This window comes from Prochlorococcus sp. MIT2304 (assembly GCF_059772405.1).
The window spans coordinates 206,288-228,684 of sequence record NZ_CM186286.1; the positions used below are offsets into that span (position 1 = coordinate 206,288).

21 protein-coding genes and 1 tRNA gene are annotated in these 22,397 nt (G+C 33.4%); 6 read left to right on the top strand and 16 right to left on the bottom strand.

Features of this window, described 5'->3' with window-relative positions; translation table 11 throughout:
* Nucleotides 1-27 precede the first annotated feature (27 nt).
* Together AC6EIY_RS01075 and hisA are read right to left on the bottom strand one after the other, a co-directional pair.
* Nucleotides 28-1,629 (bottom strand): DUF3685 domain-containing protein, encoded by a 1,602-nt coding sequence (locus tag AC6EIY_RS01075; protein ID WP_498507112.1) that lies wholly within the window; start codon nucleotides 1,627-1,629, stop codon nucleotides 28-30.
* 127 nt (nucleotides 1,630-1,756) lie between these two features.
* Nucleotides 1,757-2,527, bottom strand: coding sequence for a 1-(5-phosphoribosyl)-5-[(5-phosphoribosylamino)methylideneamino]imidazole-4-carboxamide isomerase (hisA, locus tag AC6EIY_RS01080; protein ID WP_498507113.1), 771 nt, complete (start codon nucleotides 2,525-2,527; stop codon nucleotides 1,757-1,759).
* Nucleotides 2,528-2,620: 93 nt separating this feature from the next.
* Here hisA and AC6EIY_RS01085 point away from each other — a divergent pair, with 93 nt between their 5' ends.
* Entirely contained in the window at nucleotides 2,621-3,538 is a 918-nt protein-coding gene (locus AC6EIY_RS01085) for an NAD-dependent epimerase/dehydratase family protein (protein ID WP_498507114.1), read from the top strand.
* Here the strand turns inward: AC6EIY_RS01085 and pgsA are convergent.
* A complete protein-coding gene (pgsA, locus tag AC6EIY_RS01090; protein ID WP_498507115.1) occupies nucleotides 3,510-4,082 on the bottom strand; it encodes a CDP-diacylglycerol--glycerol-3-phosphate 3-phosphatidyltransferase in 573 nt (190 codons plus the stop codon). The two genes, AC6EIY_RS01085 and pgsA, sit on opposite strands and share 29 nt — an antisense overlap.
* An 885-nt stretch (nucleotides 4,083-4,967) precedes the next feature.
* On the opposite strand from pgsA, the gene AC6EIY_RS01095 reads away from it, so the two are divergent.
* Nucleotides 4,968-5,855 (top strand): GNAT family N-acetyltransferase, encoded by an 888-nt coding sequence (locus tag AC6EIY_RS01095; protein ID WP_498507116.1) that lies wholly within the window; start codon nucleotides 4,968-4,970, stop codon nucleotides 5,853-5,855.
* 8 nt (nucleotides 5,856-5,863) lie between these two features.
* On the opposite strand, the gene AC6EIY_RS01100 is transcribed toward AC6EIY_RS01095, so the two are convergent.
* The 3 genes from AC6EIY_RS01100 to nth form a co-directional block, all read right to left on the bottom strand.
* A complete protein-coding gene (locus tag AC6EIY_RS01100; RefSeq protein ID WP_498507117.1) occupies nucleotides 5,864-6,067 on the bottom strand; it encodes a hypothetical protein in 204 nt (67 codons plus the stop codon).
* 21 nt (nucleotides 6,068-6,088) lie between these two features.
* Nucleotides 6,089-6,757 (bottom strand): SDR family oxidoreductase, encoded by a 669-nt coding sequence (locus tag AC6EIY_RS01105; protein ID WP_498507118.1) that lies wholly within the window; start codon nucleotides 6,755-6,757, stop codon nucleotides 6,089-6,091.
* 77 nt (nucleotides 6,758-6,834) lie between these two features.
* Complete coding sequence (gene nth / locus AC6EIY_RS01110; RefSeq protein WP_498507119.1) at nucleotides 6,835-7,488, bottom strand: endonuclease III; 654 nt, start codon at nucleotides 7,486-7,488, stop codon at nucleotides 6,835-6,837.
* Nucleotides 7,489-7,652: 164 nt separating this feature from the next.
* On the opposite strand from nth, the gene AC6EIY_RS01115 reads away from it, so the two are divergent.
* Both AC6EIY_RS01115 and AC6EIY_RS01120 read left to right on the top strand, forming a co-directional pair.
* On the top strand, nucleotides 7,653-8,738 hold the full coding sequence (locus AC6EIY_RS01115) for an ABC transporter ATP-binding protein (RefSeq protein WP_498507120.1): 1,086 nt from the start codon (nucleotides 7,653-7,655) through the stop codon (nucleotides 8,736-8,738).
* Between the two features lie 158 nt (nucleotides 8,739-8,896).
* A complete protein-coding gene (locus tag AC6EIY_RS01120; protein WP_498507121.1) occupies nucleotides 8,897-9,448 on the top strand; it encodes a ferritin in 552 nt (183 codons plus the stop codon).
* A gap of 317 nt (nucleotides 9,449-9,765) precedes the next feature.
* Here AC6EIY_RS01120 and AC6EIY_RS01125 read toward each other — a convergent pair whose 3' ends face one another.
* Both AC6EIY_RS01125 and AC6EIY_RS01130 read right to left on the bottom strand, forming a co-directional pair.
* Nucleotides 9,766-10,362 (bottom strand): Crp/Fnr family transcriptional regulator, encoded by a 597-nt coding sequence (locus AC6EIY_RS01125; protein ID WP_498507122.1) that lies wholly within the window; start codon nucleotides 10,360-10,362, stop codon nucleotides 9,766-9,768.
* A gap of 274 nt (nucleotides 10,363-10,636) precedes the next feature.
* Nucleotides 10,637-11,695 carry a chlorophyll a/b binding light-harvesting protein gene (locus tag AC6EIY_RS01130; RefSeq protein WP_498507123.1) on the bottom strand — a complete coding sequence of 353 codons (1,059 nt, stop codon included), beginning with the start codon at nucleotides 11,693-11,695 and terminating at the stop codon, nucleotides 10,637-10,639.
* A gap of 249 nt (nucleotides 11,696-11,944) precedes the next feature.
* On the opposite strand from AC6EIY_RS01130, the gene AC6EIY_RS01135 reads away from it, so the two are divergent.
* Entirely contained in the window at nucleotides 11,945-12,670 is a 726-nt protein-coding gene (locus tag AC6EIY_RS01135) for an AhpC/TSA family protein (protein WP_498507124.1), read from the top strand.
* Nucleotides 12,671-12,892: 222 nt separating this feature from the next.
* Here the strand turns inward: AC6EIY_RS01135 and AC6EIY_RS01140 are convergent, their stop codons facing one another.
* From AC6EIY_RS01140 to AC6EIY_RS01175, 8 genes are all read right to left on the bottom strand, one after another.
* Complete coding sequence (locus tag AC6EIY_RS01140; protein ID WP_498507125.1) at nucleotides 12,893-13,705, bottom strand: ABC transporter ATP-binding protein; 813 nt, start codon at nucleotides 13,703-13,705, stop codon at nucleotides 12,893-12,895.
* A 34-nt stretch (nucleotides 13,706-13,739) separates the two neighbouring features.
* Nucleotides 13,740-15,074 carry a Rieske 2Fe-2S domain-containing protein gene (locus tag AC6EIY_RS01145; RefSeq protein ID WP_498507126.1) on the bottom strand — a complete coding sequence of 445 codons (1,335 nt, stop codon included), beginning with the start codon at nucleotides 15,072-15,074 and terminating at the stop codon, nucleotides 13,740-13,742.
* Nucleotides 15,075-15,266: 192 nt separating this feature from the next.
* Entirely contained in the window at nucleotides 15,267-15,458 is a 192-nt protein-coding gene (locus AC6EIY_RS01150) for a hypothetical protein (protein WP_498507128.1), read from the bottom strand.
* 701 nt (nucleotides 15,459-16,159) lie between these two features.
* Nucleotides 16,160-16,236, bottom strand: a tRNA-Met gene (locus AC6EIY_RS01155).
* Between the two features lie 52 nt (nucleotides 16,237-16,288).
* Nucleotides 16,289-17,209 (bottom strand): asparaginase, encoded by a 921-nt coding sequence (locus AC6EIY_RS01160; protein ID WP_498507130.1) that lies wholly within the window; start codon nucleotides 17,207-17,209, stop codon nucleotides 16,289-16,291.
* Nucleotides 17,210-17,254: 45 nt separating this feature from the next.
* Nucleotides 17,255-17,755 carry a CGLD27 family protein gene (locus AC6EIY_RS01165; protein ID WP_498507131.1) on the bottom strand — a complete coding sequence of 167 codons (501 nt, stop codon included), beginning with the start codon at nucleotides 17,753-17,755 and terminating at the stop codon, nucleotides 17,255-17,257.
* The gene (rsfS, locus tag AC6EIY_RS01170; RefSeq protein WP_498507133.1) at nucleotides 17,748-18,122 is read right to left on the bottom strand and encodes a ribosome silencing factor; all 375 of its coding nucleotides are present in this window, start codon (nucleotides 18,120-18,122) and stop codon (nucleotides 17,748-17,750) included. Before rsfS ends, AC6EIY_RS01165 begins: the two co-directional genes overlap by 8 nt.
* Nucleotides 18,115-18,750, bottom strand: a complete 636-nt coding sequence (locus AC6EIY_RS01175) for a DUF3318 domain-containing protein (protein ID WP_498507135.1) — start codon at nucleotides 18,748-18,750, stop codon at nucleotides 18,115-18,117. The genes rsfS and AC6EIY_RS01175 overlap by 8 nt, the downstream gene beginning before the upstream one ends.
* A gap of 120 nt (nucleotides 18,751-18,870) precedes the next feature.
* On the opposite strand from AC6EIY_RS01175, the gene carB reads away from it, so the two are divergent.
* Complete coding sequence (gene carB, locus AC6EIY_RS01180) at nucleotides 18,871-22,179, top strand: carbamoyl-phosphate synthase large subunit (RefSeq protein ID WP_498507136.1); 3,309 nt, start codon at nucleotides 18,871-18,873, stop codon at nucleotides 22,177-22,179.
* Nucleotides 22,180-22,397: the final 218 nt, after the last annotated feature.

A 22,397-nucleotide genomic window follows, 5' to 3' on the forward strand; every position in this document is an offset into this window, starting at 1 on the left:
ACCTTGCTATATTTATTAATAAATAAATTATCCTTTAGATAGGTTCCTCCCCATACCTTGAGCTATACCTCTACCTATTAATCCAATAGATCTTCCAACAACTTTTGTGAGAATTAGAACTATTAAATCACCTAAGTATTGAATAATTGCTTGTACTTGTGGAGCCAATGCATCTCTTAACTCTATTATAAATGCTATTTGTCTCTGTGCCCAGTCTAATTTCTTTAATTCATCATCTCTAGGTTCAAGGATGATAATCTTTTCAATTTTATTATTTTTTACTGTATAATATAATCTTTTACTTTCGTATAATCTAACAGGTTTTTTGAATAGACTTTGAAGTTGATTATTTGTATTGATATGATTTCTTTTACGTTCAAGTTCCCTGGTTGAAACTAATTCCTTATTTAGAAAGTATTTACGCAATTCTGGCCATTCAGAACATGAAGATATAATTTCTTCACTAACTATTTCAGCTGTCCTGAATATCCAATTTAGAATCAAAGTTTCTAGTTGAATAATAGATCGAGGGTCCTCTATTGATAAATACTCTCCATCGATGAGGATCGGCTTATTATTTAATATTGGATCTATTATCAATGCAATTGAAGGTAGTTCATCATCAAGTATTCCAAGCTCTGCATTATTTACTAGAAAGTCCGCAATGAAAACTTCATCACCATTCTTTTGAAGACGATCATATGAATCTATGAAATTGCGTAATGTATTAGAACGTAATTCAGGAGTGATAGATTGTAAAATCTCTTCCAGTTCTTCTTTGCGATTATTTTTAGAATCAAGTTTTTTGATAACAATTGAAAATTCTTGTAAAAGAGTTTTCAAGAGATTAGTTCTTTTGCTTTTATTTAACGAAAAAAGAGCGGTTAGTTCATCTGTAGAATTAGTCAGATCATCTTGAAGTCTCTCCTTTGCCCGCTTGTATATTGCATTCCATAACTCATTAGTTGAGGGGTTTTTTATTGTTATGTCAGTACTATATTTGTTGATTAGATTTATATTTTTCGAGCTATTAGTTATAATTGGAGACTTTATTAATACCTCTAGAGGCCCCCATAACCAGATGATTAATCTTTTCGCCGTTAATAGTTCCCTTCTTCTGCCAATTAATACTAAAAGATAAAATGTATTTATTGATTTCTTAGCTATCAGATGGTTTATCGTGTGTAGATCTTTATTTATTTGTGATATACCACTAGTTAATAACCAATGCCCTAATCCATATGAATTAGAAATTGAGTCAGCATTGTAATTCGATTCATTATTGATTTTAAATACTCTGCCTCCTCCAAGTAAAATATTGATTGCATCTCTTAAAAGTTCAATAGTAGGATCTTGAATAATTCCTTCACTACCAAAAGTCATCAAATCTGCAGATGATAATTTAATGCTTTTTGGTATTACAATTAAAATAGGAGCTTGATCCCATTTTTCTTTTAACTTAATGATTTCTAGTTTAATTGAGTTTGAGAGCTCTACTTCTTCAAGACAAAATAGAATAAGTTTTGGGAATCCAATTATATCTTTTTTGTCTAGGATTATTTCTAAATTATTATCCTGCGATGTTAGTTGCAAAGCCAAAGATTCGCCCAGAAGTGAAGGCGCTATCATTAAAATTTGTTTTGGTCTTCCTTCGATCAATTTAAATTTAAGAACTTATCCTTTTAAAGATAACTTGATTTAAGAATAGTTCCAGTCCTATTCAATAAATCGAAAGAACCAATTATTTTTTTAAATGTTAGACAAGAAATTTATCTTTATCATTTAATGAATCTTGAATAAGAAGATTTTTTAATGTTAATATCGCCTCTTTTAAATCTATTGAGCCGTCATATAGGGCTCTGCCTACGATTATTCCTTCAATACCTTCATTTTCTAAATCTGCAAGGGAAATTAAATCAGCTATTGAACCTACCCCTCCTGAGGCAATTACTGGATTAATACTTGCCTCGGCTATTTCACTTAAGGCTTTTATATTTGGTCCTTCTAGAGTTCCATCAGTTGTAATATCGGTTGATATGATTGCAGCTAAATCAATATCGTTAAGTTGTTTAGCTAAGTCTAAAGAAGATATGTCGCTTTGTTTTAACCAACCTCGAGTAGCTACCATTCCCTTTTTAGCATCAATCCCTACTGCAACTCTTTTTGGATATTCTCCAGATAGATCTTTAACTAATTGCAGGTTCTCTATCGCAACTGTACCTAAAATAACTCTGTCTATTCCTATCCCAAATAATTCTTTTGCTCTCTTAATGCTCCTGATACCACCACCAACCTGAATGGGTATCGTAATGGATTTTTTTATTTCTTTTATTGTTGAATCATTTATGGGTTCACCAGTCCTGGCCCCATCAAGATCTACAAGATGTAGTCGTTTTGCTCCCTGGCTTTCCCAAACCTGAGCTTGTTTTACTGGATCACTATTGAAATTAGTAACTTGATTATAATTTCCTTGATTTAGCCGAACACATTTTCCATTCAGTAGATCTATTGCAGGTATGATTTCCATTAAGAATAAAATTATTACTATTCATCTAACATCATTTATGTAGCTCTGGGAGATTATCTATAGGCTTTAATATAATTTTTTTAATAAAGTATCTTGAAAGTTCTTTTTTTCGGTGGAACTAGGTTTGTTGGAAAAGCTCTTGTCTCTAGCCTGCTATCAAAAGGACATGAGATATTTGTTTTTACGCGTGGAAATCTACCAGTACCAAAAAATATAAATCACGTAAAGGGGGACAGGTCAGATGATGAGGATTTAAAAAAACTATCTGGTCATTCTTTTGACATTATTGTTGACAGTTCTGGACGGAAGTTGGAAGATACACAAAGATTTCTTCAATTTTCTGGCCTTCCTAGTTTTAGATTTATCTATATAAGTTCCGCAGGAGTATATGACAACACACAATTATTTCCTGTTAGTGAAGAGAGTTCAATAGATCTTGAAAGCCGTCATATAGGTAAAGCAAAAACAGAGCATTGGCTTAAGGCAGAAGGTATTCCTTTTACAAGTTTTCGTCCAACATATATATATGGCCCTGGTAACTACAACCCTATTGAAAAATGGTTTTTTGATCGTATAATTAATGGCCGATCTATTCCTGTTCCTTTTGATGGTCAAACCATCACGCAATTAGGACATGTTTCCGATTTGGCCGAAGCTATTTCTAAATCTCTTGAGACAGATAAAGCGATTAATCAAATTTATAATTGTTCAGGAAGCAAGGCCGTAACTTTCAAAGGTTTAATTGAAACAGCAATTGTAGCTACCGGAAATAAAGTCGATGATTTTCATTTACGTTCTTTTGATCCTTCAAAACTTGATCCCAAGGCTAGAAAACTTTTTCCTCTAAGATTAACTAATTTCTTTACAGACACTTCTAAAATAGAAAAAGATTTATCTTGGGAGCCTAAATTCGATTTGTTAAATGGTTTAATTGATAGCTATAAGAATGATTATCTCTTGGCTAATCATGAAAAAGTTGATTTTAGTTCTGATGAACTTCTTTTTGATTGAATACATACTTTATGGCAGAGCTTAAAGTAAGAAATAATGCTATCCAAAATGAAATATAACCAATTGTATTAATAATATATAGGATATAAGCTGTTCCCCAACTTTTTGGCCATAGTAATAGAATTATACTGGTAAATTGAAATGTGGTTTTATATTTACCTTGAATTGAGGCTGGAGCACCTAAGGTTTTATCGGAACGCCAACTAGTTATTAAGAGTTCTCTAGATATTATTAACCATACTGTCCATAATGGTACTAGATCCTCATGGACCAACCATATCATTGGTCCAATTAGAAGTATCTTGTCTGCTAGAGGATCTAACTTTGCGCCAAAAACAGATTCGTGATCATGTTTACGTGCAAAATAACCGTCAAGAAAATCAGTAAGACCCGCTATAACTATTAGAAGAATAAAGATATAATTGTTACCACTTTTAAGTGAAATAATTATTGGTAATCCTAGCAATATCCTTGAGATTGTTAGTCCATTTATGATTATTGGCCAAGTGATAAATCTTTTGGAATCAATAATTTTCTTGTTCATTCTATTTTGAATTAGGTTTATTTAAAAATCTTTAAGTATAGCCTACTTAGAATCTATTATATTATACTATCTATCAATAGAGTAAAGCTATGACTACATTTCTTATTTTCATGTTTTTCTTATCATTAGGAGCAATGGCATTTATCGTGAGAAAATTAGATCAAGAATAACTTAAATATTTTAGTTGCTAATAACGTTAATATTATGGAACATTATTTTTATGATTATTTTAAAGGAGTAGATATTTATAATTCATTGATTGAGTTATATAGAAGAAATAATTATACATTCTTTTTAATAAGCGATGTTGGAGACCTTTCAAGAGTTACATTTAAATGTCCTTAAAATGATAAGCGGGTAATTTTGAAAAGAAGTTATAGATAATAACTTAAGTGGTTATGTAAGATCATTCGAGTCTCATCTTTATATAAGTGTATCTGATGAAAATTGTAGTGTATTTGGTGGGCACCTTCTACCTGGATCAATAGTTCTAGAATCTTTAGATGTATTGATTGTCCTTGCTCAAAAAGAGTTATTAAGCTTCTACACTCTTTTAGTATAAAATAAAACTTTATGTAATTAGCAACGATGAATAATACAAAAATATTATTAATAAAACAAGTATTTAACTTACCCATAAATATTTATAGATAATCAGTTTATTGATTGTTATTCAGAACTATCAAATATTTCTATAAGAGGAGATTTGTCGAAGATTATTACTTAATTTCTATTGTAAATCCCTATTCAATATTTTTTATTATATTAAGGATTTTTTTTATTTACAGATATTATGTATATTTCTAATTAGATGTTTTTTTGCTCATATTTATAGATTTATTATCTATTTTTATTAGATTTGTTATTATTAAAAGAATATATTTTATGGGTGATTTTTTATCTATTAAACCTTTATGTAATTCAGATATTGATTTTGTTACTGAAATATCTAGAAAGGAAGGTTTTGCACCAGGAGTGGGCGATTTAGCTATTTATCAAAATACAGACAAACAGGGGCTTTGGGTTGGTTGGTTGAATGGCAATCCTATTGGGTGCATTGCTGGTGTTCGATATAATCAAGATTATGGATTCCTTGGATTGTTTTTGGTAATTGAGAAGTATAGAGGTAGAGGTTTTGGTGTCCAGCTTTGGAAAAAGGCTCTAAGTCATTTAAGTGATTTACCTTGTGTTGGTTTAGAGGCCGCTCCAGAGAGAATCGCTGATTACTCAAAATGGGGTTTTACAATTTCTTCGAAAACAACAAGATGGCAATGGTTGGGTGATGGTAAATTACTTCAAGATAGCTATGGGCATGGTGATTTAGATCAATTTAGTTTTGTTGAAGGTTCCTTAATTCCACAAGATGCCGTTGAGAAATTTGACGAAAAAAGAGAAACAACTCCTAGACCTCATTTTTTATCAAATTGGCTTAATCATCCAGCTGGAAAAGTAATAGCAGTTATTGATAAAGAAAAAAAATGTCATGGTTTTGGTCGAATCAGACCATGTCTTTTGCAAAATGGTGATGGATGGAGAATAGGTCCTTTAATGGCTGATACTCCTGACCTTTTAAAAATTTTGTTGAAGAAATTAATAGAGAGTCATCCTGGTTTAGTAATTATCGATTCTCCTGGTCTAAATAAGTCAGCTTCTGAAGTCTTTGAAAAATTAGGTTTTAAATCAGAATCTGAAACTTTCAGGATGTATAGAGGTTCTCAACCTCCTGTTTCAATGAGCGATGTATATGGTTTGGCTTGTTTGGAATTAGGTTAAGACTTTTTTTATCCAACAGTATTTGGTTTTCCTCTTTGAATTTGCTTCTCTTCATTCAATTGTGTTTCCAATTGATCAATAAGTGCCGTAACTAATGATTGGAATTCTGGTTGGCATCCTCTGAAAGCAGCTTTATGTCTTATTGATTCGTTCCTTGTTCTTAGATCAGTGAGCATTAGCTGCAACGCGTCAATTTTAGCGTTGGTGTTCATGGTGAATTTAGGTTTTTATAGTCAAATATTAAACGTCTTTATAGCCTTACTCATATTTGTTTTGGGATTCTCTTCGCTACTAGTAATCTCGATGATTTTTTCTATTGAATCTTTTGTTTTTAAAGCTTCAATACATGCTTTGGCAACTAGTCTTCTAGGAATCGAGCCTTCTTCTTGAGTTTTCTCACCAGAAAACAAAATGTTCTGATTATTTAAATTAGTTTCATTCTCATTCAAACCTCCAGGTCGTATAACAGTCCAATCTAGCCCACTTTTTTGCAGAGATCTCTCACCTAATTTTTTCCATATAAGTATGAGCCCAAATAAATTTAGAGGGTGTATCAATTTGCCGGCACAAAGTGAACTAACAAGAACAACCCGTCTTAACTTTTGCCTCTTGCAGCTTTCAATTTGTTTTTTGATATTTAAGTAATCTACTTTTGCTGGACCTGTTAAATCTATAGATGGTCTCGCGCCTGTAGCTATAACAAGACTTTCACAACCTTTTAATGCATAATCAAGTGTGGTTCCATTAGTGTCAGATAATACGTACCTTTCGCAACCTTTTATTGATTCAGGTATCTCAGATTGAGATCTAACTATTAATCTAACCTCATATCCAGATGATATTGCTTCCTCTGCCACTCTAAAACCTGTTTTCCCTGAAGCTCCTGTTATGGCTAATTTCATTTGAATTTAATTTCTTTGATATGTTTCTAGCAAGAAATAGTCCTTTTTGTTGAGATAGTAAAATTAATAGATAATTATTAAGCCTTTGAACAAATAATTGCTTTCTTTCTATTTGGGTAAAGTTCCCTGCACAAGTTACAGATTTTACCGTTACATCCTCTCGCTGAGCAATATTCTCTTCCATAAAAAATAATTTGTAAATGTAACTTATTCCAAAGATTCTTTGGAAATAATTTTTTAAGATCCATTTCCGTTTGGATAATATTTTTACCTGAGGTTAATCCCCAGCGCTGAGATAACCTGTGTATATGTGTATCGACAGGAAATGATGGGACATTAAAGACTTGAGACATAACAACACTAGCTGTCTTATGACCGACTCCAGGTAGTGACTCAAGTTCCTGAAATGAATTTGGAACTCTATTATTGAATTTTTCAAAAATAATCTTTGATAAGTTATGAGTATTTTTTGCTTTGGTTTTTGCCAGACCTAGTTGTTTTATATAGTTATATATTTTTTGCTCACCTAATTTATACATTTCTTCAGCAGAGCTGGCAACATTGAAAAGATCTTTAGTTAATTCATTGACTTTCTTGTCGGTTGATTGTGCACTTAATACAACTGCTACGAGTAATGTGAAACCATTTCGATGATCTAAGGGAATAGGTGTTTCAGGATATAATTCTTCAAGTCTCTTAATTATTATTTTTACCCTTTCATCTTTTCTCATGGCAGTATTAATAAAAATGTGTTTTAAAGTTAACTAATTAAAAACCTTTGAATCGAAGTCAGAGACTTTGATAAGAGAAGATTAGCATCATTTTATACTTATCCTAGTGATTTTTGTTCAATGACTTTTCCTTTTGTGGTTAGTTTGTTTTTTATGGATTTCTTATGAATAGAATATACAAAAAAGTTTTGGTTAATACTGAATTAGAAATTAAAAATTTATGGCATGAGTTTAAACCTAATAAAAATGATAATTGGGTTTTAAAGGATATTAATATATCTCTAAGACCTGGAGAATTGGTTGGATTGTTAGGTCCCTCGGGGTGCGGAAAAACTACTCTTCTTAGATTGATAGCAGGTTTTGATAAGCCTAGGCGCGGATCAATAAAAAAAAATGGGCAAACAATCTCAAATAAACATTATGTCCTTTCTCCTGAGAGAAGACAAATAGGTATGGTTTTTCAAGACTATGCGCTTTTCCCTCATTTGAATGTTTGGGATAATGTTTGCTTTGGCATTGACAAGAAAGAACAGTCTATTAAAAGGGCAAACTGGCTATTAAATTTATTGGATATTTATGAGTTTAAAAAAAGATATCCACACGAACTCTCTGGTGGCCAGAGTCAAAGAGTTGCCTTGGCTCGTGCCCTGGCTCCTGGTACCTCGTTGGTTTTGTTGGATGAACCTTTTTGTTCTTTAGATGTTGAAGTTAGATCTAGATTGAGGTCAGAATTATCTTCTGTTTTAAAATCCTGTTCAGCATCTGCGCTTTTAGTAACTCATGACCCTCATGAAGCATTGGCTATTTGTGATCGGATTGCTGTATTAAGAACTGGTGAAATTCAACAATACTCAACACCCCTTGAGATGGTTTCAAGCCCATCAAATGATTTTGTAGCACAATTTGTATTGCAAAAAAATATCTTGCCTATTAAATACATTGATGATTCCTATTCCACATGTATTGGAAAATTGAATTTTCCTTCAGACACATCGATCTCATCCAAATCAGTTTGCATATTCGATCAAAACTCTATCAGAATTGAAGCTTGTATTAATGGTATTTTTACAGTATTATCAAAAGAATATCGTATCAATTGTTTTGTCTATACTGTGATTAGTAATGGTCTAAAGTTAAGGTCGGAGATGAGCTTAGATGTACATTTATCTATTGGAGATAAATGTAAAGTTGAAGCAATTCATGAAAAAAAATTTATAATTCTTCCAGAAAAAATTAAATCTAATTTCTAAATAGTTTAATATTATGTAGATTGTATTCAATCTTTTTTCGCAATTGAGATTCATTTTCAAATTAAAAAAAATTAAATTTTAGCTTAATGACAACAAAATGATACAAAAGGGCCTATCATTTGGGCAATGTACTTTCTCTCTGGCCTAGCTATTTTGCGATGCAATCAGTTACATCCACTTCAGTAGGTCTTCACGTTGGTCCTTCAGGCCGTGCTATAGCGCAGCCGATGGATGTTGATCTTCTTGAGGCTCTTTGTCAACATACTTCTCTTGAAAGGGTCTCAAGTGCGCAATATCTTGCTATGTCCCTTTGGTTCCTTGAGAGAGAACTGAGAGGGTTTTCTTCATTTTTCAAAAGGGAATCCTTATCTGAGCAAGAGCATGGATTTAACTTCGCGAAATATATGATTGCTCGTGGTCAAACTGTTGAACTTGAAGAAGTTACTAAACCAATACAAGAATGGAATACAGTTAAAGAATTAGTAACTTTGTCTTTCCAAATGGAGGCTGACGTAACAACCTCTATTCAACAACTTTATTCTTTAGCAGAGAGATCGAATGATACTCGTACCACTGTATTCCTTGATCCTGTTATTGACGAACAAATTAAATCAGAAGATGAAATGGCTTACTTGCTAGGTAAAGTCAAATTTGCTAACAATGATCCTTCCGCATTGTTCCTTATTGATAACGAATTAAATAAAAAATAAATTTAATAAAACTTCTCTTCTAAATTGATTTTATGTTTGTTGAATCAAATTAGATCTTTTTGTTATTTCTAACAAAAATTCATAAGATAAATCATTAGAATTTATTTCGAACATATTTTTAGATATATTTAAAATTTTTAATCTATTTTTGTTCAACTTCTCAAGCTCCAAAATTAACCTTTTTGAAAGAATTTTGTTATGACAAGTTTTAAGAGAGTTGTTTATATCCTTTGATCTAATTCTAATGTACTCTATCTCTTTGCAAAGTGATAAAACAATAGATTCAGAATAAGAGTACCTGTATTGATTCATTATCTCTAAGCAGTTAAAGGTGCTGTCTCAATAAACTCTGGCGAAAGACTTAGTGTTGGATCACCCGATGGTGCTTTTAGTAATTCAGCAGTTCTCAGTCTTGAAATTAAACGAGTGGAAGTGACTCTAGTAGAACCTATTAATTCTCCAATTCTTTCATGTGTAAGCCTAAAGGGTAATTTGCACCAGTCACCACATCTTCTCCCTAATCGATTAACTAGTAAAGCAAATAAGGCTTGAAGTCTTTGTTCTGCATTCCCTAAGTGTCTAATTCTGAGTAGTTGCAGAGTCCACTCATTAACTGGATCATAACCTCCTGATTCTGCTGATGTTTCAGCGTCACTTATAAAGCAAAGAGGGGTTAAAGCTTCTACGCAAACTCCTTCACTACATAAACGATCAGTTCTTAATTGGTCGCCTGATTGCAAGAAAGCCAGTGTCATTCCTTCTGTCTCTTCGCAAGGACAGTAAACACGAGCTATGCCGTCTATAACTTCTAGGCATGTATCTCCTCTTCTCGAGGATGGGTCTATGAGTACGGATTGTCCTGTAGCCATCCTAACCGCTGAAGAAGGTGGCTCTGAGTAGCTTCTAAAGCTCATTGAATTTTTAAAGGAGCTTGAATTAATTTCTAACTTACACAGGAAAAGATGCTTTTTGCAACCGATTCTCAATAGCAACAAGCTCTTGAGAGTTTTTGCGACCTTATGTATAAAAAATCACATCAAAACGAATTTTATTTTTCACTATTTTAGTTTTGGGTTAGTCAATTGTGACATAAGTGTGAGAAGGTTTGTATTTATTTCTACTACAAGATTGCAAAAAAAAAGACCCGCTTGCGGGTCTTTTTTCTCATTAATGAAATCAAATCAATGATTAACCATTAGTGATTTTTGCGTTTTCCATATTGTCGAACGCTTTACCTACGCGTCTGAAATCAAATCCCATAGCTCTTAATGCATGCCAGAGATGTCCCTGGATGAAGAAGAAGCCAAGATAGAAGTGAACGTTTGCAAGCCAAGCTCTTGCTGTATGAGCTCCGGTCGCAAGTGATGCGTCGGTATCGATAAAATAAGGAGCGAAATCAAATTTGAGTTGAAGTACGTCTCCAAAGAATTCTGTTGAATAAACAGTTGTGTTTGTTGAACTCCAGAAAGCTGCAACAAGTGCACAGTAGCCAACACCAGCTAGTGAGTAGGAAAGAACAGCTTCTGCTGAAAGAAGTCCTTTACCTTTGAATTCTGTGTACTCACCGAATTGCTTAGTAATGATATGGAATGTACCACCAATCATTAGGAAGAATGCTAGAAAAGCATGGCCGCCCATAACATCTTCTAAACTAGTGATTTGAAGGAAATCAGCTTGGTGATTCCAAACCATTCCTAGATCTAGGTTGTATACAACTTTACGTGTAACACCTTGAGCACTATCCCAAATTCCATGATATTGAGCCCATTCAACGAATTGAATGTTTGCCAAACCTAGGAAAAGAAGATGATGGCCAAGAATAAATGTAAGTTTGTCTGGATCGTCCCACTCGAAGTCAAACTTTTTAGGACGACTTCCTTCAGGATAATTTCCTAAATCACCGTCATATCTTGTTGAGTGAAGAATTCCACCAGCACCAAGAACACCTGAGAAAATTAGGTGAAGTACAGCAATAACCGTGCAACCATAAGGCTCAGTTATTACTCCGTTTTCGATTCCACCTATTCCAAGTTGTGCAAGGTGAGGTAAGCAGATCAAGTTTTGATTACCCATCGCGACGGATGAGTCATAACGAGCTAGCTCAAATAAAGTGAACGCACCTGCCCAGAACATCATCAAACCAGCATGGGCAGCATGCGCAGCGATGAATTTTCCGGAGCGATTGGCCGTCCCTGAATTACCCGCGTACCAGTCATAGGTAACGCTAGGATTCCCGTAGGTCTGCACGAGAAATAAACAAAGAACAGTAAGAGGATATATTTATAGGTCTTTAAGTTCCATATCCCTTCACATTGCTTATTGAAATTGTAGGTTTTGTACATATTTCAAGAACATCTGCTACTTAATATGATCTTCATGTTATGGGTCGATTTTGTATGCAAAGTCCCTATAGACACTATGATTTTTGCTTATACTGAAGATAAAATTTGTTGTTTCACGTTCAAACTTTGTTATTTTGAAAACAAAGACAAATCTATGAATTACAAAAATATCATCGAAGAGTTTCTTGGAAGTGAAAATATATTTCTCGATAAAAGAAAAACCCTAATAGTTTTGCTGGGCTCTTTTGCTGATTTTGATAGTTTTGAATATGCGCAACAATTATCTGGTCAAGTAAAGAGACTTACAGAGAACTCAGTTGATTTGATGTTGGCGGGTATTGGTAGTGAAGAGTCTAAAGAGTTTTTTTGTAGGTTCAATAAGATAGATATTGAAAATGTCGTTGCCTTGAGGAATGCTGATCTTCATAAAAAACTTAATCTCAATGTTGGATTTGTCTCGCCACTTCCATCAATAATTAATTTATTGATCATGTGTGCTGGTATAAATTCTAGAGGTACAATTAAGGAGGTTTTAAGAGGTTACTTGGGGGATAGAAATTCTAAGAGCTTATTTGATTATGATGAGGATATAAAAATAGGACCTTTCACTTTATTAAAAGGTGATATGTTTGATATTTTTTCTAAAAAACAAAATTTACGTCCTTTTGAGCTTGCCACAAGGAGACTTATGAATATGATTGAAATTCTTTCCAATTGGAAAATATATGTTCCTGAACCATCTTTCTTAACGCAGAGAGGGGCGACAATACTTTTTAATGAAAAAGATGAGGTCTTATATAAATTTATTCCTGAAAGTTTATTAGTTTACTCAAGTAATATGACTACACCATTATCATTCTTAGAAGAAAATTTGATTTAATTCAACTCTAATGATTTCAAATAAATGTTTGGTTTGTGGAAGCTATAATTTGAGAGCTGACCGTGCTTTGTCAGGAAGATTAGTATGTAATTCATGTGGAACCCCCTTTGGTCTTAGAAGATCAGGGTATAATCAAAGAAATAACTTTAGTATTTCTTTGATTAACAATAAATATTTTTTCTTTATTTGCATAATAATTATTTCTTTTCTTCTGGTGATAATTTAGTTTCCCAGAGGAATACCTCTCCAGTACCCATTTTGTTTTACTATATTTATTGATATTTCAAAAAGATCACTGATTACTTTTGAATTTATTATGTCATTTGGGTCACCTTCTTCTATGATCTTTCCTTTTTTTATTAGAATTACTCTATTAGTTTTAGGTAGAATTGATTCTAATTTATGTGTCACATAAATTATATCTACTGAGTTTTCGATTAATTTATTTAAGTTTTTATTTAATATGAAATTTGACTTTATATCTAAATTACAAAATGGCTCATCTAGCACTAATATACTTGGTTCATAAACAAGAGCTCTAGCAAGTAAAGCCCTTCTTTTCTGTCCATCAGATAATGTATTGAAATCATTTTGAATAATATTATCTAGTTCCCATTCATTTATTAAATTTTTAACTTTAGTTCTTTGTATTTCTGTAAGAAATTTGGAATACCTAGAATTAAATGTGCCAGAAAATCCTGATGTGATTACATCATAAAGTTTTACTCCATTATTTACCCTTTTCTCCATTTCTTTGAAGAGAAATCCAATTCTTCTTCTTACATCCCAAATATTTATGTTTTCCTTGCTAAAAAGTTTTAACGAGCTGTCATTTTGGGAAATCGGATATATGGATCTATTTAATAACTTTAAAAAAGTTGATTTACCGGAACCATTTGGGCCTAAGATTACTGTATTTTCACTATAGTTTAGATTAATACTTATATTCGATAGTATTTCTTTTTGATCAATATATACAGTTATATTTTTAAAACTAGCCCAGGCTAACAGATTTTTCTGAGGATCAACTCTCATTTATATAGGTATTTAAAGTTATAATTGATCTTAATTAAATGAATAATAGAATAAAACTTATTGGGAATAATAAGCGAGTTAAAAGCTTGATATTTATTTTTCTATTATTCTTTATAGCCATATTAGGATTTTCTGGTGGATATAGCATGCCTCTGTCTTCATGAACTGAATTAGTTAATGAATTAGTTGGATGCAAATCCCAAGGTTTTTCTTTATTTAATGCATTTTGAAGCCAATCCCAATAATATTGAACCATTTTATCTTCACCTAATAACTTAACATTATCCTTTTGTATATAACCCATTTGTTCATTAAAAGTTTGGGTTTTTAAGACTAAATAATCTTCAGTAAAAATCTTATAAAATGTCTTTCTTTGAAGATGACTAAATAAAACTAGTTTTGTGAAAAGTTTATTTTTAAGGAACTTTCTATAATGCCTTACAATAACTCTTGCTTTATTATTTCCGAGTGGAATATGATCAAGAACTTGAATATATCTTGTGCTTTCTGGCGATCCCTTATATATAAAAATCCTGCCAGGAGGCACAAACTTTATTCTTATAAACTCTTCCTGCCCATTTGTTTTATATGAATATATACTCTCTATCTGCCTATTATCTCGTTTAATCTTTTGATTAAAGCTAGTTATAGTATCTCTATTTACATTTTTGTCGGGGATAGTGTCTCCGTGCATCCAGAATACATGTAATATATCTAAGTGATTCTCAATGATTCTTGCCCAATCGGCTTTAAAATCTACATATACCTCTTCATATTCATATTCTAAAGAAGGAAATCCATAAGAATCAGGAAGCAGGCTATTGATAGAAGACTTTATTTCAAAGTCTTCTATGTTTGCAAGAGGTTTACCATTATAATAAATATAGATATAACCTTCTTTTTCTACACATGGATACTGGAAAAGCTTTATGCTTTTTGCGTAATTATCATAATTAGAGTCAATAATATGCTGACAAGTTATTCTATCTAAATTTGTACAACTACCTTGAGAGGAGAACCTGGCACCATGATAAGGACAAACAAGTTGACCGTTTATAACTTCACCTCCTAAAAAAGATGCTCCTCTATGTGGGCATACATCTTTTACGCATCTAACAATGCCTTCTCTATCACGATACAAAACTAGTGGTTCATTATAAATCGTGAAGTGATTTAATTTTCCATCTTTTACTGACTCGCTGCTAGATACTGAATACCACCCTAAAAGTCCATTGGTTAATTGATTGGAAGGCTTTTGAGAAATATTCTCAAGATTATTTACGCTTTGATTCTCATTAAAACTAGATCTAATGAGATTATTCTTCTCATATTCAAATGTTTTATTAATTTTTCTTTTTTCTTCTTTCATAACTGAGTAGATCTTTTAATGAGATGATTTTCATCTCATTAAAAGAGTTTTCTCCTTATGTGCTTAAAGACTCAAAAAAAATAGCATCTAATGCCTTCGAGTATCGATTAAATTTACATAAAAAAACTTGAACGTATTTTTATCGTTGAAGCATGTACTGTTGTATCTTTTCTGTGTTATGAAATCTATTTTTCAAAGGGTTTTGGGAGAAAGCTCTATGCTTGATATGAATTCAGATGCTTCTTCAATATCATTGCAGAATTTACATGTGCCAAGGTAGCAACCTAGATATCTCATGAAAGAAGTTTTTCCGCCAGAAAGTTGATATTTATGAATAGTGCCTCCCTGGGGGGTGGCTTTTACAAGTTGAGGGAAAGTAGGCATAGGATTTTCTCACTTTCACATAATTTGCTTTTGAAATTCCTCTAGAGCAATAGGTAGTTGTACTAAAAAAAGGAAAACGGATTGTTCTTTACACTTTTTTTATTTTTCCTGTTTCTTGTTAGCTAATCGGCGTAACCGTCATCGTCTTCTGTATTGATAATTCTAGGCGTGTTTTTCATATGTTCATCCCACGGATGAACATATGAATCTTTGTCAGAATAGACCTCACTTTTCAACTCTTCTAGCAAGGTTTCGAACTGTTTTATAATTCTCTTTAGATTATCTTTTTTCATATGTATAGTTTGGGCTTAGAATTTTTTTTTATACTATAGTAAGTAGTCTTTCTGATCGATTGGTTAACTTTATCTATAAATTTGTAAAAATAAATAATTATATAATTTCCCTTGCTGAGTATAAAAAATAGGATTAAAGAAGAGATTATCCGAATGGCTTCTTTGATTATTGATTGGATGAAGATCTAAACTTCTGAGCATCGTTTCGCAAGCACTCAGGTTGAGAATTGAACCCCCCTTTCCTGACTATGTTTATGATGTTTGGATTATATCTGTGGTTTGAACATGGGGTACTTTAAAAAGACCAAGCTATAATTTGAATTTGCCTTTTCCTAATCTTTGTTTAAGCTTGTTAATTTGAATATGAAAAAAATGCATTAAATAAGCCCCTAAGGGCTTTGTTTTAATTGGTGGCGGGGGGAAGATTTGAACTTCCGACCTTCGGGTTATGAGCCCGACGAGCTACCAGACTGCTCTACCCCGCGTCGCAAATAAAGCATACATCTTTATGTGGCTAAAAAGATCGATTTGTTTGAGTTAAGGGATCTTTAATTTTCCTTCAACTTCGAAATAGATTCCAGGTTTTTTCTGGAGAATCATCTCATCAAGTTCCTCTATCGCTGATGGAGTGATCCATTCAAGCTGACGAAGGAGATGAATGGCTACAGCATGCTTTGCTCTTTTCGATCCATCTTCTACCTTTATTGAGAGTCCAAGTCCTTCACCCAATAGGCCAATACATTGAATACCTTCACTTCCTCCTTTGCTGATTATTTGCTTATGACCTCTTTTTATTAATTCCGAATCAAAATACCCTTCACCAGCTACTAGGTCTGGGTGTTGAGTCATTGCGCGAGTTATTTTTTCAAATTCTGGCTGGTCTGATCTAGATAAATGTGCGTATAAAATAGCCATCTGTGACAAGCGCAAAAGTAGTGTTGGTGCTCCACAATCATCTCTTTCGGCAATTAATTCCTCAACTGGAATTTTCAATAAATCAGACACTCTTCTGAATATTTCTTTCTGAAGTGGATGATGTCCCATTAAATAGCTGTCTAGATCCCAGTTCATTTTTTTGCAAGTTGCCAGAAATGCCGAATGTTTACCTGAGCAATTGTGTTGAAGCCTGCTTTCTTTATTTTGAGGGATGGGGCATTTGAGTTCTTCTATATCTATGTCAGCACTCCATAAGAGTTTGAAAGCTGTTCTGGCTTGATTCGCAGAACCACAATGTGAACCGCATGCGAGAGCCAAGGTTCTATTGTCTAAATTGAATTTTTCTGAAGTTCCACTCGTAAGAAATGGCAATGCCTGAAATGGTTTCAATGCTGACCTTATAAAAGTTTCATATTCACTCGAACCTGCTTTCATTAATGTCCTCCCTTTCGTATCACAAATTGAGGCGTGAGCTCTATGAATTGATTCAACGCTTGAACCTCTTTTCACGAGTACTTTCATAGAATTTGTATTGTTACTTTCTAATTTGCTTTGTATATTCATGAGTTAATTCATTTCTAAAACTATAAATAACAATGAAAATAAAATAATTGAGAAGAGTATTATTATTATTATTATTTCTAAATGATTTAGGATAGGTTTTACTTGGTGCTGAGCTATAAGTAAATCCTTGGATCTCCACTCAATTGGTTTTTCCCAAATTTGACCATCATACCAACCAGATTCTTCATATTCAATGGTTTCAGAATTTAGTCGATTATATATATATAACCAACTCAACCATTGCCTAATTAATAATAATATAGGGAAAAGAAGAGAGGCAGTGAAACTTACAAAAGTAAGGTCAAAAATATTATTTTTTAGGTAATCGCTTCCATAAGATATTGTAAAGCTAATTGGTGTAATTAAGAACCAACTAAGTACTAGTTTTCTGTAGAAAATACTTCTTTTTAAAAAAGGCCAGGAGATTATCCAGGAATTTCTAATACTATTAAATTCATTTAATGGCCTTTGATTTGAAGGAACAGGACATATTTTATTATCCATCTTTTAATACTATCAATTGATTATTAGTAAAACCATGAAAGATTCCATTGCTCCAAAATGATTCTAAATCATAGAATTTTCTTTCATAAGGTTGAAAAACATTAATTATCAGATCTCCGTAATCTAATAATGCCCATTTTGCTTCATTAATTCCTTCCTTTCTGAGAGGGAGTAGATTTGCTTCTTCTTTTAACGTCTTTTCCACATTGTTAACTATTGCCCTTACTTGAACATCGGAAAGACCTTCTGTAATTAATATCCAATCGGCAATACTAGAAACTTGATCTACCTTTAAAATTTTTGTATCCCCAGCTTTTCTATCATCGCAAGCTCCTGCAGCTAGTTCAATCAACCTACTATTATCCATAAACATTTTCACTTGTAACTGATTTTTTAGAACCTTCTTGAGATGCCATTTCTGCTCTTGCTCTTTCAGCACTTTTCCTCAATGCTTCTAATCTGTCTTCGTAAAATGTTCTCTTTTTTTTCTTTCTAGATTTTTCTACTAAATCTTTTAAGGCACCACCAAGACTTTTATAAGCATTTGGAACGCTATACCCGAATCGACAAGCTAAATCAATAGCTCTCTCATCAGCTGCGATTGCGTCTTGTAAACGTTTCTCTGAATTGTTTTTTAAATATAATCTGTAGCCCGCAAACCCTGACAATCCAAGAGCCATTAAAAGCAACAGTCCATCTTGCACCCATAACTCCCCAATTGCTCCACCTAAACCTATTGCTAGAGCTGCCATTTCCCAACCATCTCTAGGGATGGTGTCATTCTGAATGCGTCCCACCTCATGCCAAAACAATAAATTTCTATGATCTTGAGCTAAGTAATCCCATTGCTCCAGATCAACTTGAATTTCCACTTCATCTCGCCCAATTTCTTCGAGCGTGATTAAGGGAGGATCTATTGCTGCCGCGGCTTCAATAAATACCCAGCTTTGGTTTTCTGGTGGCAGCAGCCCTTTGAGGCGCTGTAGTTCGCTCATACTCTTTGTTTCTTGTTCGGATAGTTAGTTAAACTTTAGTGGTAGTTTGCCGATCTAGACAGTAGATGATAGACAGATACCTAGAATGCGTGACATAAATGAAGTTTACAAGAGATTCAAATGCCACGGCGTAAAGATATACGTCGGATTTTGATACTAGGGTCTGGACCCATTGTTATTGGCCAGGCCTGTGAATTCGATTATTCCGGTACCCAGGCATGTAAAGCGCTTAGAAGCGAGGGCTTTGAAGTCATTTTAGTTAATTCAAATCCAGCTTCAATAATGACCGACCCAGAAACGGCAAATAGGACATATGTAGAACCTCTCACAGCTTCAGTCGTTGAACAAATCATAGAAAAAGAACGACCTGATGCTCTTTTGCCCACTATGGGAGGCCAAACTGCATTGAATATTTCAGTTGAATTGGCAGAGTCTGGAATTTTAGATAAGTACAACATTGAATTAATAGGTGCAGATCTAAATGCAATTAAGAAAGCAGAGGATAGGAATTTATTTAAAATAGCGATGAATAATATTGGGGTTAAAGTATGTCCATCTGGCATTGCTTCTGATCTTCAAGAAGCTGAAATAGTAGGAAATAAAATTTCTACATTTCCCAAAATCATCAGACCTGCTTTCACATTAGGCGGAAGCGGAGGAGGTATTGCTTATAACCAGGATGAATTTTTAGAATTATGCAAAACAGGTTTAGATGCTAGTCCTGTTTCTCAAATACTTATCGAAAAATCTCTTTTAGGTTGGAAAGAATTTGAGCTGGAAGTTATGAGAGATTTATCAGATAATGTTGTGATTATATGCAGTATTGAGAATGTTGATCCTATGGGAGTTCATACTGGAGATTCTATTACAGTAGCTCCTGCTCAAACTCTAACTGACAGAGAATATCAACGTTTACGAGATTATTCAATTTCAATAATTAGAGAAATTGGTGTTGCTACTGGTGGAAGCAATATTCAGTTTGCAATTAATCCAGTTGATGGTGAAATTATAGTAATTGAAATGAACCCCCGTGTTAGCAGATCGTCTGCTTTAGCAAGTAAAGCTACAGGTTTTCCAATAGCAAAAATTGCCGCTCTTTTGGCCGTTGGTTATAGATTAGATGAGATTATTAATGATATTACCGGTAAAACCCCCGCATGTTTTGAACCTTCAATTGATTATGTGGTTACTAAAATTCCTCGTTTTGCATTCGAAAAATTCTCAGGAAGTTCCTCAATACTTACCACCTCGATGAAGTCAGTTGGAGAGGCTATGGCAATAGGAAGATGTTTTGAAGAATCTTTTCAAAAGGCAATAAGATCTCTAGAGACTGGATTAAGTGGTTGGGGTTGTGATCGTGATGATGAAAAGCTTTCATCTGTTGACTTGGAAAGACAATTAAGGACCCCTTCTCCTGAAAGAATAATGTATGTGCGATTAGCTATGAAGAACGGTCGTAGTGATAATGATATATATTCTTTCTCTAAAATAGACCCTTGGTTTTTGTCAAAATTGAGGAATATAGTAAATGCAGAGGAAAAATTACTTAAGTATAAAAATATTAAGGATTTAGAGCCTAATTTCTTATTCAATCTTAAACAAATTGGTTTCTCTGATTGTCAGATTGCATTTGCTCTTAATACTGATGAATTATCAATTAGATCTATAAGAACTTCTCTTAAAATATTACCTGTTTATAAAACAGTTGACACATGCGCCTCTGAATTCTCCTCGAAAACACCATATCATTATTCTACATATGAAAGACCAGTTCGCACGATTGATAAAGATGGAAATATAATCAAAAACCTTAAACTCAGTGAAATTAAAAAAGATAATAAAAATAAAATTTTAATTCTGGGTGGAGGACCAAATCGTATTGGTCAAGGCATTGAATTTGATTATTGTTGTTGCCATGCTTCTTATCAAGCTCAAGAGGAAGAATATATAACTATAATGATAAATAGTAACCCCGAAACGGTCTCAACTGATTATGACACAAGCGACATACTTTATTTTGAACCTTTAACTCTAGAAGATGTTCTGAATGTTATTGAGTTTGAGGAACCCTATGGGATAGTTGTTCAATTTGGAGGGCAAACACCTTTAAAACTTTCCTTACCAATAGTCAATTGGTTGAAGAAACCCGAAAACACAAAGTTCACAACAAAAGTATTAGGAACATCCCCGTTTTCAATTGACTTGGCTGAAGATAGAGAGCAATTTGACAAGGTTTTGAGAACATTGAATATCAGGCAACCTAAGAATGGAATCGCTAGAACTTTCGAAGAATCTTTGGATGTCGCTAATAAAGTTGGCTATCCCTTGGTCGTTAGACCCTCATATGTTCTAGGTGGTAGAGCTATGGAAATTGTTTATGAGCAAGATGAGTTGGAAAGATACATCAAGGAAGCAGTAAACGTTGAACCTGATCATCCAATCCTTATTGATCAATATTTAGAGAATGCCATTGAGGTAGATGTTGATGCTTTGTGTGATGTTAACAAGGATGTTGTGATTGGAGGATTAATGGAGCATATTGAGCCTGCTGGAATTCATTCTGGTGATTCAGCCTGCTGCCTCCCCTCCATAACGCTATCTAGTGACTCCATTAAAACAATCAAGCGTTGGACAAAATCTTTAGCTACTGAGCTAGATGTCGTAGGTCTAATTAATCTTCAATATGCTGTCAAAAGAGATGATGAAGGTAATGAGATTGTTTACATTATTGAGGCTAATCCAAGGGCTTCAAGAACTGTTCCTTTCGTTTCTAAAGCTACTGGAATCCCTCTTGCAAAAATTGCTACCCAGCTGATTTTGAGTAAAAGCCTCAAGGATATTGGTTTAAATCAAGAACCAATTCCACCTCTTCAAGCAATAAAAGAGGCGGTTATGCCTTTTAGACGTTTTCCTGGCTCAGACAGTGTTTTAGGACCAGAAATGCGTTCAACAGGTGAGGTAATGGGATCTGCAAATACTTTTGGAATGGCCTATGCGAAATCTGAACTCGCCGCCGGTGAGGGATTACCTACTTCTGGTTTTGTTTTCTTATCTACTCATGATAGAGACAAACCAGCATTGATTCCCGTAGCAAAAAAATTAATTGAATTAGGTTTTTCAGTTTTGGCAACATCTGGCACTTCCAAGTATCTCGAGAAATTTAATTTAAAGGTTGAGAGGGTTCTTAAGGTTCATGAAGGAAGACCAAATATCGAGGATATGATTCGATCTGGAAAGGTTCAGTTGGTAATAAATACTCCGATTGGACGTCAAGCAATTTATGATGATAAATATCTTAGGAAAGCAGCTCTAGACTATTCAGTTCCAACTTTGACAACCTTAAAAGGAGCTAGTGCTGCAGTGAAGGGAATTGAGGCACTGCAAAATCAAGTTTTATCAGTTTCAGCCTTACAAGATATTCATTCGTAATCGATCTTTCGTTAGAAAGGTTATTAAATTAATAGTAATATTTCTATTTTAAATATTATCAACTCTAATGGTTTTTTTCTGTAAATCCTTAAATATTAATTTTGTATATATTTTTTTAGTTCCTTTTTTTGTCGTTTTACGCAAAGCTCTATTACTACCTCATTAAAAATTCACCTTTTTTTCTAATTAAGACATACAATTATTTTCTTGCTTGATAA

What these genes read in the sequence shown, in the direction of transcription:
- AC6EIY_RS01075 (WP_498507112.1), bottom strand. Translation starts at nt 1,629, where the DNA reads ATGATAGCGCCTTCACTTCTGGGCGAATCTTTGGCTTTGCAACTAACA.
- hisA (WP_498507113.1), bottom strand. Translation starts at nt 2,527, where the DNA reads ATGGAAATCATACCTGCAATAGATCTACTGAATGGAAAATGTGTTCGG.
- pgsA (WP_498507115.1), bottom strand. Translation starts at nt 4,082, where the DNA reads ATGAACAAGAAAATTATTGATTCCAAAAGATTTATCACTTGGCCAATA.
- AC6EIY_RS01095 (WP_498507116.1), top strand. Translation starts at nt 4,968, where the DNA reads ATGGGTGATTTTTTATCTATTAAACCTTTATGTAATTCAGATATTGAT.
- AC6EIY_RS01100 (WP_498507117.1), bottom strand. Translation starts at nt 6,067, where the DNA reads ATGAACACCAACGCTAAAATTGACGCGTTGCAGCTAATGCTCACTGAT.
- AC6EIY_RS01105 (WP_498507118.1), bottom strand. Translation starts at nt 6,757, where the DNA reads ATGAAATTAGCCATAACAGGAGCTTCAGGGAAAACAGGTTTTAGAGTG.
- nth (WP_498507119.1), bottom strand. Translation starts at nt 7,488, where the DNA reads ATGAGAAAAGATGAAAGGGTAAAAATAATAATTAAGAGACTTGAAGAA.
- AC6EIY_RS01115 (WP_498507120.1), top strand. Translation starts at nt 7,653, where the DNA reads ATGAATAGAATATACAAAAAAGTTTTGGTTAATACTGAATTAGAAATT.
- AC6EIY_RS01120 (WP_498507121.1), top strand. Translation starts at nt 8,897, where the DNA reads ATGCAATCAGTTACATCCACTTCAGTAGGTCTTCACGTTGGTCCTTCA.
- AC6EIY_RS01125 (WP_498507122.1), bottom strand. Translation starts at nt 10,362, where the DNA reads ATGAGCTTTAGAAGCTACTCAGAGCCACCTTCTTCAGCGGTTAGGATG.
- AC6EIY_RS01135 (WP_498507124.1), top strand. Translation starts at nt 11,945, where the DNA reads ATGAATTACAAAAATATCATCGAAGAGTTTCTTGGAAGTGAAAATATA.
- AC6EIY_RS01140 (WP_498507125.1), bottom strand. Translation starts at nt 13,705, where the DNA reads ATGAGAGTTGATCCTCAGAAAAATCTGTTAGCCTGGGCTAGTTTTAAA.
- AC6EIY_RS01145 (WP_498507126.1), bottom strand. Translation starts at nt 15,074, where the DNA reads ATGAAAGAAGAAAAAAGAAAAATTAATAAAACATTTGAATATGAGAAG.
- AC6EIY_RS01150 (WP_498507128.1), bottom strand. Translation starts at nt 15,458, where the DNA reads ATGCCTACTTTCCCTCAACTTGTAAAAGCCACCCCCCAGGGAGGCACT.
- AC6EIY_RS01160 (WP_498507130.1), bottom strand. Translation starts at nt 17,209, where the DNA reads ATGAAAGTACTCGTGAAAAGAGGTTCAAGCGTTGAATCAATTCATAGA.
- AC6EIY_RS01165 (WP_498507131.1), bottom strand. Translation starts at nt 17,755, where the DNA reads ATGGATAATAAAATATGTCCTGTTCCTTCAAATCAAAGGCCATTAAAT.
- rsfS (WP_498507133.1), bottom strand. Translation starts at nt 18,122, where the DNA reads ATGGATAATAGTAGGTTGATTGAACTAGCTGCAGGAGCTTGCGATGAT.
- AC6EIY_RS01175 (WP_498507135.1), bottom strand. Translation starts at nt 18,750, where the DNA reads ATGAGCGAACTACAGCGCCTCAAAGGGCTGCTGCCACCAGAAAACCAA.
- carB (WP_498507136.1), top strand. Translation starts at nt 18,871, where the DNA reads ATGCCACGGCGTAAAGATATACGTCGGATTTTGATACTAGGGTCTGGA.